Below are 18,536 nucleotides of genomic sequence, written 5' to 3'. Positions count from 1 at the left end.
CATCCTATTAATAAATGAATAAAAAACAATCCCACCCCAAATTTTATCCAACACATCTTTTTTCCTCAATTTCCCCAATAACTACATACCTATTGAAATTTTGACAATACTAAATTACGGAAGAAGGTGATTTCAATGCCGGGAAGGCTTGCTTTTCGTACATTAAAAAATCTCTTTAGAAAAACATCCAATAATGAACCAGCTAGTCAAACATCACAGCAGGAAGTTCCTGAAAAGCTGGACTCTTCCTTAGATCACAATATCGCAAAAGTTAAACAAGCGTTAGGAAACAGTGCCGATCTTGTTATACGGATTATCCAAATTGGACCGTTAAATGATGTTAAAGTTGGGGTACTTTTTACAGATGGGATGATAAACACTGCTGCACTTCAAGATTTAATGGACTCTTTGATTAATAAGATGCGACCGAACGATATTCATCCCTCCGATAATACAAACATTGTAACAGCTATAAGAAAAAACGCTGTTACTGTTGGTGAAGTGGAACAAATAAACGATGTTAATACGTTAATTACAAATGTCCTTTCCGGTCATGCTGCATTATTGATTGATAATGAATCACAGGCGCTTTCAGTCAGGATCTCTGGGCCTGAGAAACGTGGCGTGGAGGAGCCTCAATCCGCCACTTTAATCAAAGGACCTCGTGATGGATTTACAGAAACCCTTAGCACAAACACATCTTTATTAAGGCGGAGAATTAGAAGTTCAAATTTTTGGCTAGAATCTAAAGAGATTGGCAGAGTCACTAAAACAAAAGTAGTGGTGGCATATATTAAAGGTATTGCAAATGAAGATGTTATCAAAGAAGTACATGAGCGACTTGATAAAATTAATATAGATGCCATATTAGAAACAGGATATATCGAAGAGCTGATACAAGATGAAACCTACACCCCCTTCCCTACTGTTTTCAGTACGGAAAGACCAGATACAGTAGCAGGAAAATTATTGGAAGGTCGTGTAGCTATTTTGGTCGACGGCTCTCCTTTTGTTTTAGTTGTTCCAAGTTTAATTATTGAGTTTTTTCAAGCGAGTGAGGATTACTACCAGAGGGCTGACATTGCGACTTTTTTGCGTTTATTACGTTTTCTCTGTTTTTTTATCGCACTACTTGCCCCATCTTTCTATATTGCGATCTTAACATATCATCAAGAGATGTTGCCGACCACATTGTTAATTAGTATCGCTGCTCAACGGGAAGGTGTTCCTTTTCCCGCTTTTTTCGAAGCATTAATCATGGAACTTACATTTGAAATTTTGAGAGAAGCTGGCGTTCGAATGCCAAGAGCAGTTGGACAGGCAATTAGTATTGTGGGCGCACTCGTATTGGGTCAGGCAGCAGTTCAAGCGGGCATTGTTTCGAATGCGTTGGTTATTGTTGTTGCACTTACTGCTATTGCCAACTTTTGCTTCCCATCAATCAATTTAGCCACTTCTATTCGCTTAATACGATTTGGCATGATGTTTTTAGCTGCTGCTTTCGGGTTTATTGGGGTTTTATTTGGAATCATCGCCCTCTGTATCCATTTAAGCACCCTTAGATCATTCGGTATTCCATATACAGCACCCGTGGCACCATTTATTTTGCAAGATCAAAAAGATGTATTTTTCCGATTACCATTATGGTCTATGTTTTCTAGACCTCGATTAATCAACCAAGATAATATTATCCGGGAGCAAACGAATCCTACGTCTAAGCCGAAAAGACAGAATAGGAAATGAGTGATACTTCTATGAAAAAGTTAATTTTCATAATTCCAGTTTCCATTGTTTTAATGATAATTTTGACCGGCTGCTGGGATCGACGAGAAGTGAATGATTTAGCTATTGCGGTAGCCCTCGGAATCGATAAAAGTGAGGATAAGGGATACACTGTTTCCGCACAAATACTTAACCCTTCCGAAATCGCATCCTCATCATCGGGTGGTGGTGGCAGTGTTTATGATACACCTGTTACAACCTACACCACTTCAGGCGATATTATTTTCGAGGCACTACGTAAGCTTACACAGCAAGTACCGCGCAGAATCTATTTAGCACACATTCGTCTCATTGTGATCGGCGAGGATATTGCAGAGGAAGGTATTTATAGCGTTTTAGACTTCTTATCACGAGATCCTGAAATGCGAACGAACTTTTACATCATTGTTTCAAAGGATAGTAAGGCCGAGGATGTTTTAAATCTTCTCACTAGCATCGAAAAGATTCCAGCTAATAAATTATTCGAGTCATTGGAATCATCAACTGAAGCATGGGCAGCTACAAATAAGGTGAAATTAAATGAGCTAATGGATGACATTGTAAACGAAGGAGTAGAGCCGACCTTAACTGCTGTTAAAATTATTGGTGGTGGTGGAAGAACTCTAACCAATGTTCAGACAATTTCCCCAAGTTCAGTACTTGATTTTGACGGCATGGCCGCTTTCCGAAAAAACAAGCTAGTAGGCTGGTTAACTGAAGATGAAAGTAAAGGATTGAACTATATAAAAGGCAATGTCCAAAACACAATTGTTGATTTTGATTTTGAAGGTGATCAAGTGGGCATAGAGCTTTTACACTCAACAGCTGAAATTATCCCTCACGTTCAAGGTAATGAACCTATTTCCATTGAAGTGAAGTTAACCGGAGAAGCCAATATAGCGGAGGTAAATACAAAACTCGATTTGATGACTGACAATGTCTTTTATGAGCTTGAAGAAAAAACAAATGAAGATATAGAAGGTGTCATTACAAAGGCTGTGAATAAAGCCCAAAAATATTATGAGTCCGATATCTTTGGATTCGGAGAACAAATTAACAAAAAAGCCCCTAATGTATGGGAAGAAATTAAAGACAATTGGACGGAAATGTTCCCAGATATAAAGGTAAAAGTTAGCGTTGATATAAAAATTAGACGAGTAGGAACAATTACAAATCCTATCCACAATGAAATAGAGGAGTAAAAAGATGCTAAAAAGCCTTGGGGTACTATTAATTTTTACCGTTATTGCCCTATTTCAGATTCCACAACTCACAAAATCAGGGATGAAGAAAGAGATTGTCATATTTTCTATACTCTCAGTATTCGGCGCTGTCATTGCGATTCTACAAGTAAATAATATTCCTGTTCCAAATCCGTTAGATTTAATAGGATTTGCCATGGATCCAATAAACCAAATGTTCTCATAACAGATTAAAAGGAGGTCATACAGTGGAGGAAAAAGTAAAGCTAAGTCCATTTGAACTTTCTGTGCTCACTATTCTTTTTACAGCGGGAACAACCTTCCTTGTTATTCCTTCTAGTATGACCGCCGAATCTGAACAAGACGCTTGGTTGTCAGCTTTAATCGGCATGGCTATTTGTACAGGATTAGCTTATTTCTTCATTGTGTGCGGTAGAGCGATGGGGGACAAAAACTACATACAATACCTGGAAGATGTATACGGTAAAATACTTGGAAAGATTATGGGGATTTTGTATGTATTTTTTTCATTTATCGGCACTGCTACACTGCTTTCTTACTTCGGTTTTTTCACTACTACTCAAATGCTGCCGAATACTCCCATTGAAATTATGCATATTTTGTTAGCACTATTGGTCATTTTTGTTGTAAGAGCTGGGCTTGAGGTGTTAGCAAGAACCGGAGAACAATTAATCATCTGGGTAATATTATTACTTCTTACTTTAATAATTTTTTTAATGCCCGAGTTTAAACACGAACATCTAACCCCTTTATATGAAGCAAGTGCTATGAATCATCTCAAAGCAGCTCTAAACTTTGTTGCAACTGCAGGGTTTCCATTAGTATTGTTTTTAATGATTTATCCAAAGCATATCAATCGACCAGACCATGCAAAATGGAACTTCATTACTGGTACTATTATCGGTACGGGAGCAGTAACGATTATTATTATTCTTTGCATTTTAGTTTTAGGACCTTCAACAACAGCTAGACAGTTGTACCCGAGTTACGTCCTTGCTAAAACCGTCAGTATATTTGATATTATCGAACGAATCGAGTCCATCATAGGTGGAATATGGGTTATAACTATATTTTTTAAAACAGCGATCTATTTTTATGCTTGTGCTGTCGGGTTTGCACAAGTATTAGAGGTGAAGACCTATCGTTTTTTAGTTATTCCTATGGGTGTTTTGGCAGCTCTTTATGCGACGGTCGTATATCCCAATATCGAGTATATGATTCATTGGGATTCTAGTTATTGGATCAGTTATACAGCAATCATGGGCTTTGTCCTCCCTCTTATTACGTTGATTGTTGATAAAATGAAAAAAGCGATCAAATCTAAAAAAGCTACCGCCAATTCCTCTAACACTTCTTAAATATAGTTGCCCCTGAAAAAACCGTGGGATTGAGATTCTTCTCCCCACGGTTAATATCACTCTTATTTATTTTCAAATGCACTTTATCCCCTAACCAAATACAATAATCACATCATCCAACCACCATTTAACAAATAACTCGACTTCTTTAGTTCTATATCATTTTCCATGTAAAAGTGCTCATTACTTCCGGCTTATTTTCTACTCTATTTGAAATATGTTAAGATAATTTTCGACATCTTAGAAAGGAGAGGAAATATGCCTAATAAGATATTTTTTGGTAATTGGCGTTCTAGAGGAGGCGTACTCATTGATGTAGATGATGTAGGTAAAGGCGTATCTGGTGGAATATCAATACTAGGAAAACTGGCCATTGGTATCGCCATTTTAAGCGTCTTACTAGGCGTCATGATTGTCCTAGGTCTTGGTTTTTATAGTTTAGTTCGTCCGATTTATGATTTTATCCTCATTAAAATACTCGTATTCCCTTCTACATTTGATTTGTTTTTCAACATTTTAGGAGAGAACCATTTAGCGCAAATTCTCATTTTCATTGGGTTGATAATTATTTACATAGCGAGTGGGATGTTCATCAAAAAGAAATGGATTCGAGGTTACCTTTTTGCTAATTCCGGTATTCTCGTTCTACGTATTCTTTTTTCCATTTCGATGGGCTTAATGGGTCTTTTCTTGGAAGAAGGAGAGACGTTTTCAAATGGACAACTTGTGCAAACTGAATTTAAGCTAGTGAATATTCAAAATGAACATGAACATTCCTTTGATTACTATACATATTCTGAACGTGAAAAAGAAGAAAGCGGCAGGGCTCAAGATGCAAAAAACGTTTTATGGGTAGCATTCGGAGAAGATAGAGACGAGATTGGTCAGTTTTCAACTTTCTCGACAGAATTTCAATTTGATGGATTTCTCTTTAGCGCTCCGCAGGATATCAATCGTTTCCAAACGACTGTATCATATAGGCCAATAAATGAAGAGTTAAACGGTACTACAAACCAAACCACATTTAAGATTAATGTGATAGCGGATGGCGAAGTGATTGGACATTTTTCATTATCTCCTACAAATAACGAAGTTCATATTGATCTCCCTCTTCAAGTTGAGGAAACATTCAGTATTGAATTCGAAGGAGAAGTTCAGGATCGTTCGACTGTTTCTTTATTAAATCCGAAGTTTATTCGAGAGTTTTAAGGGTTGATTAGGTTAGTAGTGATTTGTGAGATTGTGGACGGATTTTGTATCGTGAAGTTTCGTTAACCAGTATGCTTGGCATTGCTATTTTCCCTTTCTTTTCAGGAGCATTTTTCGCTTGGGAACATTGAATACTCCTATGGCCTTTCTTCTTAGGAACTTTTTCACTCGGGAACATTGGAGCCATTTTACAGTACCTTTCCTCTGGATTTTTTCCGTTCAGGTACATTGGACTCCTATGTGTCCTTTCTCCCGGATTTATTTTTCACTTATAAGCATTGGTGCCACCTCGTATAAGAGTGGAACAGTATTTTGTAGCACGAAAAAAAGAGAGGCATACCACCTCTCTTAATAAATTTATTCGTAATAGTATTCTCCAAAATCTTCAGGCCGCTCAGCTTCAGGGTTGAAGAATCCGTATACTTCCGAACCATTCTCAGGAGCATAAAGGACCCCTTTTATGTTTTCAGCAATTTCAGAGCGATCCTGCAATAGGTAATTATCAAAGATAAAACGTTCATGATAATCGATAATTTCTCCCGGTTTTACATACATCGTTTCATCAAATTCAGAGTCAAACATCGTTTGGTCCGTACCATAGCGAGCTACATCGTCGTAAAGATAGATTTTATTTGAATCAAAATAAATTTCAGTACTTGATGTATTTTCCACTCTTATATAGCCATCTTCTTTATCAATTGGACCGTATAAGGAAATTACTAAACCAAACTGCGATTCGGGACCAACAATTTCCTCATATTCCGGATACATCATCGCCATGATTTGTTCTTCATATTGACTAGGGAAATTTAGCTGTAATGCAACGGTTTCTTCCGTTACTTCTTGATTGCCTAAATATTTGAGCCTTACTTCCTCGATATTTATCGCAAATATATCCGGTTTTGCAAAGGATACATTATAATAACCAAAAATAACGTTTTCTTCCTGAGGAGCTAAAGTAATTTCTGTTGGAAAAGCTGTCTCCCCTAGGGAAAATTCAGCATTTGGATCTTGTGTATCATATAAAGTAAAATCTTCTTGTTTTACTTGTATCTCTTCATTGCTATTATTTTTTACGATGATTGCCACCGTTAAATATCCGTAAATATCTAATTCATTCGTTTGTAAATATGCTTCATAAGCAATTGATTCTACCTGTGTTTCTTGCTTTACTTCTTGCTGCGCTCCCTCAACTACCTTCTCATCCGTGCTTTCTTCTGCATGGTTACACGCAGCTAGCACTGATATGACAAATAAAAACCCTAATAGTTTTTTCATGATGACTTCCTCTCGTTGATTTATGTATTAGTTACAGAGGTTATATAAAATTCTCCCGAACTCAATACTGCATAATAACTTCTTGATTATAATACGATTTAGATGTGAATAGCTTTGGTAATTTTTGTTTTAGGTAATGAGCTATCTATATTCATTTTCTGATTCGATTCCCATCAAGCTCTCCCTTAGGAATTCACCAAACGACGATTATTTAATAGGGATTAGGTGAAATGAAAAAACCTTCATCGCACGGTTAAATACGATGAAGGTTTATCATTAATCTATTTTGCCACTCTTATCGAAATCCTACATGTTTAGATTCTGATTCTGAATTCCATGTACGATTTTTATTACTTTTGTTATCCAATTGAAGCTGCTTACATAATGCATCTATATCTACAACACGGTCATAGTGCCATTGTAGCGCGATAGAAGTATACAGTTCATTTAGCTGAGCAAAGGAAAATCCCTTAGTTTCCTTAACGATTTTTTCTACATCCTCAAATGAAATGAACTGGTGAATATCTTTTTTCAATAAATATTGTTTACGTAACTCCTCAGTTGGAAGTTTTATTTCATAAGCTCTATCAAAACGACCCGAGCGATTTATTAATGCGGGGTCAATTTTTTCAGGGTAATTGGTAGTGCCTATTAGAAACACGCCTTCTTTTGAAGTTGCGCCATCTAATGTGTTTAAAAATACGGAACGTACCTCTTCTGGCATCGAGTCAATATCCTCAATGACCAAAACCATCGGCGCCATTTTTGCTACTGTTGAAAATACTTCATGAATTGAGTAGCTAGAAGTAAATTCTGTAATTTGCCAGTAAGCTACCGGCGCTGAAATGCTATTGGCAATGGATTTAACAAGGGTTGTTTTTCCATTACCAGGATTTCCATATAATAAAATTCCTCTTTTATATGGGATATTATATGTTTTAAAAAAGCTCCCACTTTTCGAGAAAAATTCATCGATTGAGCGATAGATTTCTTTTTTCAAACCTTCTTCTAAAAACACTTCATCTCTCGATACTAAACTTGTAATCTTTTCTTTTGTATTATCAACACCATCTTCTGTATCAGTAAATACAGTGACATGATTTTTAATATATTCCCTTTTTCGTTCTAAAACATATTCTAAAAATGCAACCATACAGTTATCATCTTTTGCTAATATAAAATCATGGGTTAAATCACTATGACTTAGGAATACAGGTGTTTTTGATAACGCTACTTGAAATTTTGGATAGTAATAAAGAGCATTTTCAATTCTATTTTTAATTATTAGCTCTAGCTTTTCTTGAGTATGATTGGACGAAATAGTTGCAGTCTCTATCCCATCATAAATATAGGAAACCAATGTTACTTCACTTTGATTACTTTCAAGATCCTCTTCTAATACTTCCCAGATTTCATTTGTTGTTTCATCATCTGCGTACATTTTAAATTCAAAGCCAAACTTCTGAACAAGTTTTTCTTTTATGCGATGAATGACAAAACCATACTCAAAATAATTGGATTTTGCATTCGGATCAGTTTCATGGTGCTTTACAATATAATTCACGTCGTTATACATTTAAAACCCTTTCTCTTTAGCGAAATAATTTATTACTCTCATATTACTTTAAAAATGTTCTATTATAGTAGTGGTAAATTTACCTAAAAATTTCATGTTATGTATTAGATAAAATAAAAGATTACTAATAATTAAAACCCCACAGAATTCTGCGGGGTGAAGATTTGTTCCCTTCAAATGTTACTATAAATCATACGAATTAGCGTTTTCAAGTTTTGTCCTGATTTTATTTTCACATCATTCATAACGTTTAGTAAATAAAGTCCACCATATTTCGAAAGCTCCAATTCCCCATTAGTATAGTTAACCTACTTTACCCCTTCCATCTCTTCACTTGCAATACTAGCTTCTTGATACTTATAGGCTATCCAAATAAGCCTCGCCATCATTAAGCTAATGAAACATGCTAACAGAAGAAAAAGACTATGAAAGCCAATCATGACTAGGTCAGTATTTTCTTTATTCGTAGAAGTCATCCATTTCGTAATGGAACCGTTTGCGAAAAAGTTCATAAAGGTTACACCGAGGGCTGTCCCTAAAGTCATTCCTAAATTTCGAAACAACGCGATATTTCCACCCATACTTCCAGTTTCAGATAAAGGTAAGTGACTCATCACGAGATTATAATTAGGCGATGTCAAAATTCCCATAGAAACACCAAGTAAACAAAGAAAAACCGAGACCGTAAATAGCGATGATGTTGTCGATAAAGTTCCTAGCCCAATTAATGAGAAAATCATTAAAACCATTCCAATGATGACCACTTTAAATGAACCTATTTTGTCTGATAATGCACCACTAATTGGACCAATCAAAGCTAGCAGCAAAGGATAGCTCATTAACAATACTCCCGTTAAAGTAGACGATAGCTCCAGAACACCTCTTAGGTAAAAAGGAATGACAACCATCGTAGAAAACGTTGCCATAAAGCTAAACACGATGATGATTAATCCTGTACGAATGAAAGGATGTGAAAACATAGTCATATTAATAAATGGTTCCGGGAATTTTTTCACCCAGAAAGAAAATAGGATTAAACTAATAATACCAATGGCACCAATTAGTAAATAGGTAGAATCGGTAATTCCTTCTCCAATTTGATTTAGTACGTAAACGATAGAGATGATGCCGACACCAAATAGAAATGCACCTACGACATCGAAGGAATTTTTTTTCGTACCCACATCATTTGGAACAAAATAAATCGATAATACAAAGGCTAGTAAAACTAAAGGTATTTGTATCCAGAATAGAACATCCCAGGAAAACCAATGTATTAAGATTCCACCTGCTGGAGGTCCCAACAATCCACCTACTCCAACTGACGCTCCAATCAGCCCTAATGCCTTTCCTCTTTTTTCTTTTGGGTAATTCTCCGTAATGATGGCCATGTTCACCGCCTGTAGCATTGCAGCACCTATACCTTGTAGGACTCTTGCAACTAATAAGAAATAAAGAGTTGGTGATACCGCAGATAAAATGACTCCCACTCCAAATACCACATACCCTGCATAATGAATCTTCTTTTTCCCAATCATATCTGCTACCTTTCCCATAATCGGCAAAAACAGCATAACGGCAAGTAAATAGCCTGTGACAACCCATTGGGAAAAGCTTAATGACACTTGAAAAACAATCGAAAGATCCGGTAATGCAACATTTACTAATCCTGCTGAAAAATGAGATAAAAAAGAACCAGGAAGAACGGAGATTAGAATTAATAGTGGAGGAATAGAATGACTTTTAATACTCCTTTGAAAAGATATCGTAGTTTCTGTAATCTCCTTTTTCATACGTTAAAGTCTCCTTAGCTAAATTGATATAAAAACCCCATTAATTTAGATGATTAATGGGGTGAAATAAATTATAATGATCCTCTAAATTTCTAATTCGATTGGAACAGATTTGATACCTTCCCATTCGTTTGCAAGTTCTTTTGAATTGGTCACTTCACCAAAGAAGCCACTCATATTTTTTAATGTCATCTCGTGAGCTTCGCGAGAGTAGGATGCTGTGCAATCTTCAAGAAATACAATATTGTAATCTCTCATAAAACCATCTCGGGCAGTGGATTCCACGCAAACATTCGTCGCAACACCTGTCATAATAAGCGTTTCTACTTTCAATGTGCGTAATACTGAATCTAGCCTCGTATTCAGAAAAGCGCTATAACGATGCTTATTGACGATAATATCATCTACATCTGGAGCTACTTCATAAAATTCAGCTCCCCATGTATTCGGCCTACAAATATTCGGTTCTGCATCACTACTTATTCTACGAGACTTCCAACTTGCAGAATCCGTCGCCGCCTCGTGGAATGTTTGAATGTAAATGACCGGTACTTTATTCATTTTGGCATTGGCTATTAATTCGATTAAATTAGGCATCATTTCATTAACCATCGTAAGATCTGCGCCTTGTTTTCCTAAATTTCCATCCCTTGAGCAAAAATCATTTTGAACATCCACCACAATTAGCGCCGTACTTTCAGGAGAAACATTTGTTTTTAACGACATAAATACCACTGCCCTTCAAATTATTATTTTTTATTATTGAAAAACTAATTCATCCCAAAACTATTCATCAGAGCTTTCAACAAATTGCATATCGATCAATTCGTCATAACTATACCCATCTGTATAAATACCAGTTTTCTCAACAACTTCCATCGTTAACGCTAAGCTTTCTTCTGTAATAAATCCGTCTTTACTCCATAGTTCGTCTTCAAAAGCACGATCAAGAGCCGCTTTCATACTCGTTTCATCAGACGTAGGGAATTCTTTCATGAAAATTTCCTCTGCTAAGGCACGATCTTCATTGATAGCTTTCAAGCCTTTTATGACAGCATTAACAAATTTTTGAACCGTTTCCGGATCCTCATCTATAGTTGATTTCCTTACGCTAATTACTGAGTACGGATAATCACCTAAATCCGTAAACTTATAGAAAGGCTCACCCCAAACCCCTTTTGCAAGTCCATCTTTAATTTGTGGTTCAGCTCCATTGGCAATTTGGGCTTTTCCAGATTCGACTAAGGAAATAGCAGCAGCTGGGTCAGCTAGCTCTTCAAGTACGACATCTTTTTCAGGATCTAAGCCAAGTTCTAACAGTAACCAACGAGTCAGAACATTTAAACTCCCCCCGTAACGGTGTGCAGAAATGGTTTTCCCTTTTAAAAATTCTGCAAACGCTTCTTCATCTGAAGGGTCTGGAACTTCCAAACCAGTTTGTGCCATTAAGTATACATTTGCTCTATTCGCAACATTGACAACAGATACAATAGGATCTGGACTTCCATTGTTAGCCATTTGGTTTGATTCTGGTCCACCAATATTTCCCCAAACTTCTCCACTAACAACAGTCGTAACATGCCCACCACCTGTTGTTGTTATAATCTCAACTTCTAAACCTTCCTCAGCAAAATAGCCTTCGTGAATGGCTGCGTAGATCGGTAAGTAACCTACATTATGAACCGGTTCTGCAATGACCAGTTTTTTTGTTTCCTCACTACTAGTTTCTCCACCACTTGTCTCACCATTAGTAGTACCTGTAGATCCAGTTGACCCTGTTGATTGTGTTGAACCACCACATGCTGCTAGTATGAAAACCAAACAAATTATTAAGATGGACATTAAGTTTTTTTTCATATAATTTATCCTCCAAAAGTGTAATCTACATTTTTTACTTTTTTATATTTTCCTGCTAGCACCTTTTAAAAGCAGCTTTTCGAGATATACCGTTGCTAAATACATAACTATTGATAGGAGAGATAAAACCACTACCCCAACCCAAACAAGATCAATATCCATAATTTGTCCGGCATAGGAAATCATGCGTCCTACCCCTTGGCGTGAAGCGATAAACTCACCTACTATTGTCCCAGCAAGGGCAAGGGCAATGTTAATTTTTAAGCTACTAATAATCCAAGGCATAGATGATGGAATAACTACTTTTGTAAATACTTGATGTCTTTTTGCTCCGAGGGAAAATAGCATCTTTTCAAGATCCGGATCTACAGCCTTCACGCCACTATGTGCTGCTAATGCTGTGACTATTACGACCATTAAGAATGCTAGTATTACTTTTGAGGAAAAACCAATGCCTAATAAAATTACAATAACGGGTGCAAGGGCTAATTTTGGAATGGAATTAAAAGCGACAAGGTAGGGTTCTGATATACTTGAGTAAAGCTTTGACCACCAAAAGGATAGTCCTAAAATAGCGCCTGTCACTGTACCTAGAATAAATCCTAATATTGTCGCTCCAGAAGTAAATGCCATATCGGTTAATAGAGTACCTTCTGTGATGGCAACCCATGATGTCTGTAGAATAATTTGAGGGCTACTCCAATAATAGGAATCCATGACCCCTATTCTAGTAAGGATTTCCCACAATGCGACAATCAATATACCCAAGGTGACTTGACCAATGAGCGTCTTCCTTTTTATCTTTTTAAGCTCTAATTCTTCATCTTCAATAATCACTTTCGAACTTTCTTCCTTTGTGAATTTTGGTTCTAAGATGATTGACTCTATGACTACTCCCATTTTTTCTTTCATAGAATTAACCTCCTCCTCTATGATTAATTTTCAATTCTTAGTTAACTCGAAGCTTCCTCAATTTGATCTTCTTTCAACATTTCTAAAAGCTGCTGTTTTAAACGAATGAAATCTTCCGAGAGTAAGGATTGATCATTTCTTGGTCTTGCCATATTCACACTTACTCTTGCTTTTAGGCGCCCTGGTCTTGGAGATAACACATAGATTTCATCTGATAAATAAATCGCTTCATCTATATCATGGGTGACGAACAATACCGTCTTCTTGAAATCTTCCCAAATTTGCAACAACCAGTTTTGCATTGTTAATCTTGTTTGTGCATCAAGCGCTCCAAAGGGCTCGTCTAGTAAAATAATTTCAGAATCATATAAAATAGTCCTTAACAAGGCAGCCCTTTGTCGCATTCCTCCCGATAATTCATTTGGAAGATGATTCTCAAAACCTTTCAGTCCGTATCTATGCAGTAAAGGCAAGGCTTTCGCGTGGGCTTCCTTTTTAGGTGTCCCCTTTATCTCTAAGCCTAAAATGACATTTTCAAGAATCGTTCGCCAAGGGAGTAATAAATCCTTTTGTAACATGTAGCCAACGTGTCCGTTTTCTCCAACAATACTTTTGCCATCTAAGAGAATTTCTCCACTAGTCGGCTTCATTAACCCAGCTATCATGTTAAATAGAGTCGATTTACCGCATCCACTTGGTCCGATAATACTGATGAATTTCCCTTCTTCAATTTGGATTGTGGTGTCTTGTAATGCAATAAACTCTTTTCCACTTTTTTTGAATATTTTGTTACCGTTAAGGACTTCCAGTTTGTAACCACCCATTTAACCACTCCCTCTCTATCACGTTAACTTTTCTAACATAAAAATTGTTAAAAAATGATTAAAACCATACTATCATACAAAAAATCGTTTTAAAAATACCGAAATTTAATAATCATTATTTGAATTTGTTATAAGAAAAGAGATATTATCATATAAAATAGAAGTATACAGTGATTTTGTGTTATAAAATATAACATTTAGAGGTGGCTTATAATGGATATAAAACACTTAAAGCATTTTAAAATTGTAGTGGATGAAAATCAGAACATGTCTAGAGCTGCTAAGAAATTACATATTTCACAACCTCCTTTGAGTCAACAAATTAAAAGTATGGAGAAAACCCTTGGCGTTAATTTATTTGAAAGACATGGTCGGAAATTGGAGCTTACGGATGAAGGAAAAGCACTTTATCAGCACTCTGTTAAAATCGTCAACTTATTTGAAGAAATGGTGAATGAAATGAAGGGAATCGGTAAGGACCCTCAAGGAGACTTAGTCATTGCCGTTTCAGTTTTTTACTCTTCTATTTTTGATTCTTCCATTCTCTTTAATAAAATCAAAGAATTTAAAAAGGATTATCCAAAAGTAAAATTAAAAATCGCCATTGTCGATGGAAATCAATTGAGAGAACGTATGGAAGCAAAGGAAATTGATTTAGCAGTGTTAAATCTACCTGTAAAAAATGATGAATTTTCATACATCCATCTTGAAACACAACAATTTGTATGTGTCGTCCCTGAGCTCTGGAAGGATACGATAAACAAAAAGAAGGAACTTTCTTTTAAAGAAATAAAAGATTTACCATTAATTCTTTTAAAAAGAGATTCTGGCAATGGGATTTACGAGAGGTTTTTAGAGGCTTGTTTAAAAGAAGGGTTTTATCCAGATGTTACAGCAGAAAGTAATGATGTAAACACAGTTTTATCATTAGTAAAAGCGGGCATAGGCGCTACCATCCTCCCCCAATCCATTGTTAGTGGCTTTTTGGGAGAAAATTTAAGAGTAATTAAATTTTCGGATACCAATTTCTATACAGAATCGGTTCTAATGTGGCTAAAAGATCGCTATATGTCAACGACAACGAAATTATTTTTAGAATACATGAAAATGGATTATTAAAGACAATTTATAATAAATAGTAAAATGCGTTATCCGTTACTGGCAGAAATATAAAAAAACTTTTATTTATACGAGCATTTTTCAGCTCATATGAATAATTATTGGTTATCAATAAAGTTCGTATTACCAGCACCAAAAAGGTATTTAATCGCATTTAATCGAACATTATTATTACATTTTTCGCATCTAAAAAATTTTGTACGTCTTTCTTTATATAACTTATATTGAAGGCTACCTTCAGCAAGCTCATATCTTTCACAACAACCACTACATTTAACATAATAAGACATTTTCTCATTGCTCCTTATAAGTTTTTAATAGAGCTAAGCTTATTACTGTGTGATTATAATAATAACGAGTTTTAGATGCTAAGCGCTAATTAACTCAATAGTATCATAGAGCGAAGGGATGTCAATTTTAGTTTCGCGACGTTTCGAAAAAACAACTACAAACAAAACTCTTAACTAAAAATAACCCATCCATGAGTTAAGACTCCGATGAGATGGGTAAGAATTTTTCCTGAAATCACTAACTAAATGACGAAAGGAAACTCCTTGTAACTTTGTAGTTCTTTTGTACAAACTGCCCTTTAAACTATCTTCTAAAAATATTTAAAATGGAACCAAACTGCCTCATCATTTGTATCCCGTTGTTGATTGTTCCCATATGACCTACTAATGTATTAAAATGATCCGGCAATCTTTCAAAACGAGAGGGTCTCCGTTGTTGATTTGGAGGAGGTTGTTGCCCTTGCATTTGATTTGGATAATAGTCAGGAGTTCCTTGACCTCTCATCTCAGTCGGATAATATTCAGGCGCTCCTTGTCTTCTCATTTGATTCGGATAGTAATTCGGTGCTCCCTGCCCTCTCATCATTTCATTCGGATAAAAGTAGGCCGCATCCTCTCTTCTAATTGCTTCAGGGCGAAATCGTGGATTCCCTCTTGAATTACTGCCCATTTGCATTTCATTAGGGTAAAAATACTCCGCATCCTGTCTACGCATTAGATTGGCAGATCTTGGTCCCGTTCTTTGTGGATACATAGGCGAGTCTGGTCTTCTTGAATTATCTGGCGGATAATACACCAATTTTATTCACCACCTATCATGTATTAACTTCAGCTTAGTATATGTGAATTTTTACCGATAACTTAGACATTAGGGACAATTGCTTAAAAATTATCTTCCTATTTGTGTATTTCTAATTCCCGTTAAAGCGTTATTTTAATTTGCCCAAGACTTCATGTAAAAAATCTAATTTTATTTAAAATTACGGGTATGAAAATAACAGAACGATCTATACTATTAAAGATTTCACTTCTAATCCAAGTGACAAGGAGGGTCAACCCGATGAGTGCGAATGATCGTTAACTCAAAAGGTCCGTCAACTGAATAGCTAGAGCAAGGTTTTCTTAGGGTAAATCTTAAGATCCAAGCAAAAAGCGGAGGTTGAAGTGTCATGGAGGATGAAAAGTAAGTGAGAATCGCCCGGAATTTATTTCCGGGTTTTTTTATTTTTCATCGAGTTTTCCTATCATTGAATTTTTGTTAAAATGTATCCCCCCTTCAACTTTAAATATTATCAAGAAAAAATCCCCAAGTTGTAAACGTTTGCATTATTTTTTAAAAAGGAGTATGATAGATTCAAAGAGAAATATGTCGAAATTATGACAATCTCTAATAATAAATATATTTTTTAATTTATGGGGGCAGGAATTATGATTTATGCAAATCCAAATACAGAAGGTTCTTTAGTTCAATTTAAAGATCAATATCAAAACTTCATTGGCGGAGAATGGGTTGCACCAGTAAAAGGTCAATATTTAGAAGTAATTTCTCCAGTGACAGGTAAAGTATTTACAACAGTTCCTCGTTCAACAGCAGAAGACGTTGAATTAGCACTTGATGCAGCACATGCAGCAAAAGATGCTTGGGGTAAAACAACTGTTGCTTACCGCTCACAAATTTTAAATAAAATTGCGGATCGCATTGAAGAAAATCTTGAAATGATTGCTGTTGCTGAAACTTGGGACAATGGTAAAGCAGTGCGTGAAACATTAAATGCAGATATTCCTTTAGTAGTTGATCACTTCCGTTATTTCGCAGGTGTTATTCGCGCTCAAGAGGGCGGTATTAGTGAAATCGATGGTGATACAGTAGCATATCATTTCCACGAGCCACTAGGTGTAGTTGGACAAATTATTCCTTGGAACTTCCCACTACTTATGGCTGCATGGAAAATCGCTCCAGCACTTGTTGCAGGTAACTGTATCGTGATGAAGCCAGCTGAGCAAACACCGGCTTCTATGTGTGTATTAATCGAGCTAATCCAAGATTTATTACCAAAAGGTGTATTAAACATCGTTCAAGGTACAGGTTTAGAAGTTGGGAAACCACTTGCAACAAACCCACGTATTGCAAAAATCGCCTTCACTGGTTCAACAGCAGTAGGTCGCTCAATTATGCAATATGCAACTGAAAATATTATTCCTGTAACATTAGAGCTTGGTGGTAAATCACCAAACATTTTCTTCCCAGACGTAATGGATGCAGATGATGAGTATTTAGATAAAGCAATTGAAGGCTTCGTATTATTCGCTCTTAACTCAGGTGAAATTTGTACATGCCCTTCACGCGCATTAGTTCATGAATCAATCTATGATAAATTCATGGAAAAAGTAATGGAACGCATTAAAGCGATTAAAATTGGTAATCCATTAGATACAGACACAATGATGGGTGCTCAAGCTTCTAAACAACAATTAGATAAAATTCTTTCTTATATCGAAATCGGTAAAGAAGAAGGTGCTGAACTTTTAATCGGCGGTTACCAAAACAAATTAGAAGGCGAATTAGCTGAAGGATACTACGTAGCTCCAACTGTATTCAAAGGCACAAACAACATGCGTATCTTCCAAGAAGAAATCTTTGGTCCAGTACTTTCAGTGACAACATTCAAAGATTTCGACGAAGCAATTTCAATCGCTAACGACACATTATACGGCTTAGGTGCTGGTGTATGGTCTCGTAATGGCGAAATCGCATACCGCGCTGGTCGTGCAATCCAAGCTGGTCGCGTTTGGACTAACACATATCACCAATACCCAGCACATGCTGCATTCGGTGGTTACAAACAATCGGGTATCGGTCGTGAAAACCACTTAATGATGCTTAGCCACTATCAACAAACAAAATGTATTTTAGTAGGCTACAATAAAGGATCAATGGGCTTCTTCTAATATGGAGAAAGTTGTTGCAACAGCTGCTGCTAAAGAGCTAATCAAACAATTACAAAAGCAGCACGGAGAGCTTGTGTTTATTCACTCAGAAGGCTGCTGTGATGGGACTTCCCCTATTTGCATGACAGCTGGTGACTTTTATCTCGGTAGCCGTGACGAGCAAATAGGAATGATATTGGACGTGCCTTATTATATGCACACCTCAAACTTTTCTTATTGGCAGCATCTGCAAATTATCATTGATGTCGTTGATGGATTAGGCAACTCCTTTTCACTCGAAAGCAGCATGAATAAGTCCTTTATTATCCAAGCTAAAAAATTAGAAATGTAGTTTTACGTAAATAACCCCCTTTGCTACCAACAGAGCGAAGGGGGTTAACTATATTT

At 36.3% G+C, this 18,536-nt stretch carries 17 protein-coding genes; 8 read left to right on the top strand and 9 right to left on the bottom strand.

Going from position 1 to position 18,536, the window contains the following annotated elements:
* Window positions 1-135 precede the first annotated feature (135 nt).
* From CD30_RS06575 to CD30_RS06555, 5 genes are all read left to right on the top strand, one after another.
* On the top strand, window positions 136-1,743 hold the full coding sequence (locus tag CD30_RS06575; protein WP_036174191.1) for a spore germination protein: 1,608 nt from the start codon (window positions 136-138) through the stop codon (window positions 1,741-1,743).
* Window positions 1,744-1,754: 11 nt separating this feature from the next.
* On the top strand, window positions 1,755-2,963 hold the full coding sequence (locus CD30_RS06570; RefSeq protein WP_036174189.1) for a Ger(x)C family spore germination protein: 1,209 nt from the start codon (window positions 1,755-1,757) through the stop codon (window positions 2,961-2,963).
* 4 nt (window positions 2,964-2,967) lie between these two features.
* Window positions 2,968-3,189: a hypothetical protein gene (locus tag CD30_RS06565; protein WP_036174187.1), complete on the top strand. Its 222-nt coding sequence runs from the start codon at window positions 2,968-2,970 to the stop codon at window positions 3,187-3,189.
* A gap of 22 nt (window positions 3,190-3,211) precedes the next feature.
* Entirely contained in the window at window positions 3,212-4,342 is a 1,131-nt protein-coding gene (locus tag CD30_RS06560; protein ID WP_036174184.1) for a GerAB/ArcD/ProY family transporter, read from the top strand.
* Between the two features lie 258 nt (window positions 4,343-4,600).
* The gene (locus CD30_RS06555) at window positions 4,601-5,551 is read left to right on the top strand and encodes a hypothetical protein (RefSeq protein ID WP_036174183.1); all 951 of its coding nucleotides are present in this window, start codon (window positions 4,601-4,603) and stop codon (window positions 5,549-5,551) included.
* A 357-nt stretch (window positions 5,552-5,908) separates the two neighbouring features.
* Here the strand turns inward: CD30_RS06555 and CD30_RS06545 are convergent, their stop codons facing one another.
* The 7 genes from CD30_RS06545 to CD30_RS06515 all read right to left on the bottom strand — a co-directional run bounded on the left by CD30_RS06545 (window position 5,909) and on the right by CD30_RS06515 (window position 13,791).
* The gene (locus tag CD30_RS06545) at window positions 5,909-6,829 is read right to left on the bottom strand and encodes a putative periplasmic lipoprotein (protein ID WP_036174176.1); all 921 of its coding nucleotides are present in this window, start codon (window positions 6,827-6,829) and stop codon (window positions 5,909-5,911) included.
* A gap of 295 nt (window positions 6,830-7,124) precedes the next feature.
* Window positions 7,125-8,405 (bottom strand): AAA family ATPase, encoded by a 1,281-nt coding sequence (locus CD30_RS06540; protein WP_036174173.1) that lies wholly within the window; start codon window positions 8,403-8,405, stop codon window positions 7,125-7,127.
* A gap of 308 nt (window positions 8,406-8,713) precedes the next feature.
* Window positions 8,714-10,198 (bottom strand): MFS transporter, encoded by a 1,485-nt coding sequence (locus CD30_RS06535; protein WP_052126075.1) that lies wholly within the window; start codon window positions 10,196-10,198, stop codon window positions 8,714-8,716.
* Between the two features lie 84 nt (window positions 10,199-10,282).
* Window positions 10,283-10,924 carry a cysteine hydrolase family protein gene (locus tag CD30_RS06530; protein ID WP_036174171.1) on the bottom strand — a complete coding sequence of 214 codons (642 nt, stop codon included), beginning with the start codon at window positions 10,922-10,924 and terminating at the stop codon, window positions 10,283-10,285.
* 60 nt (window positions 10,925-10,984) lie between these two features.
* Window positions 10,985-12,055, bottom strand: coding sequence for an ABC transporter substrate-binding protein (locus tag CD30_RS06525; RefSeq protein ID WP_036174168.1), 1,071 nt, complete (start codon window positions 12,053-12,055; stop codon window positions 10,985-10,987).
* A 42-nt stretch (window positions 12,056-12,097) separates the two neighbouring features.
* Complete coding sequence (locus CD30_RS06520) at window positions 12,098-12,967, bottom strand: ABC transporter permease (protein ID WP_170933642.1); 870 nt, start codon at window positions 12,965-12,967, stop codon at window positions 12,098-12,100.
* Between the two features lie 41 nt (window positions 12,968-13,008).
* The gene (locus tag CD30_RS06515) at window positions 13,009-13,791 is read right to left on the bottom strand and encodes an ABC transporter ATP-binding protein (protein WP_036174164.1); all 783 of its coding nucleotides are present in this window, start codon (window positions 13,789-13,791) and stop codon (window positions 13,009-13,011) included.
* Between the two features lie 213 nt (window positions 13,792-14,004).
* On the opposite strand from CD30_RS06515, the gene CD30_RS06510 reads away from it, so the two are divergent.
* Window positions 14,005-14,910, top strand: a complete 906-nt coding sequence (locus tag CD30_RS06510) for a LysR family transcriptional regulator (protein WP_036174160.1) — start codon at window positions 14,005-14,007, stop codon at window positions 14,908-14,910.
* A 98-nt stretch (window positions 14,911-15,008) separates the two neighbouring features.
* Here the strand turns inward: CD30_RS06510 and CD30_RS06505 are convergent, their stop codons facing one another.
* Both CD30_RS06505 and CD30_RS06500 read right to left on the bottom strand, forming a co-directional pair.
* Complete coding sequence (locus CD30_RS06505) at window positions 15,009-15,200, bottom strand: hypothetical protein (protein WP_036174157.1); 192 nt, start codon at window positions 15,198-15,200, stop codon at window positions 15,009-15,011.
* A gap of 304 nt (window positions 15,201-15,504) precedes the next feature.
* Complete coding sequence (locus CD30_RS06500; RefSeq protein ID WP_036174153.1) at window positions 15,505-15,999, bottom strand: hypothetical protein; 495 nt, start codon at window positions 15,997-15,999, stop codon at window positions 15,505-15,507.
* A 629-nt stretch (window positions 16,000-16,628) separates the two neighbouring features.
* On the opposite strand from CD30_RS06500, the gene exaC reads away from it, so the two are divergent.
* Both exaC and CD30_RS06490 read left to right on the top strand, forming a co-directional pair.
* Complete coding sequence (gene exaC / locus CD30_RS06495) at window positions 16,629-18,149, top strand: acetaldehyde dehydrogenase ExaC (RefSeq protein WP_036174150.1); 1,521 nt, start codon at window positions 16,629-16,631, stop codon at window positions 18,147-18,149.
* Between the two features lies 1 nt (window position 18,150).
* Window positions 18,151-18,480 carry a DUF779 domain-containing protein gene (locus tag CD30_RS06490; protein ID WP_036174147.1) on the top strand — a complete coding sequence of 110 codons (330 nt, stop codon included), beginning with the start codon at window positions 18,151-18,153 and terminating at the stop codon, window positions 18,478-18,480.
* Window positions 18,481-18,536: the final 56 nt, after the last annotated feature.

The organism is Ureibacillus massiliensis 4400831 = CIP 108448 = CCUG 49529 (genome assembly GCF_000772965.1).
Classification (GTDB): domain Bacteria; phylum Bacillota; class Bacilli; order Bacillales_A; family Planococcaceae; genus Ureibacillus; species Ureibacillus massiliensis.
Note: the sequence above shows the minus strand (reverse complement) of the source record. Positions and strands in the feature narration are given on the sequence as shown.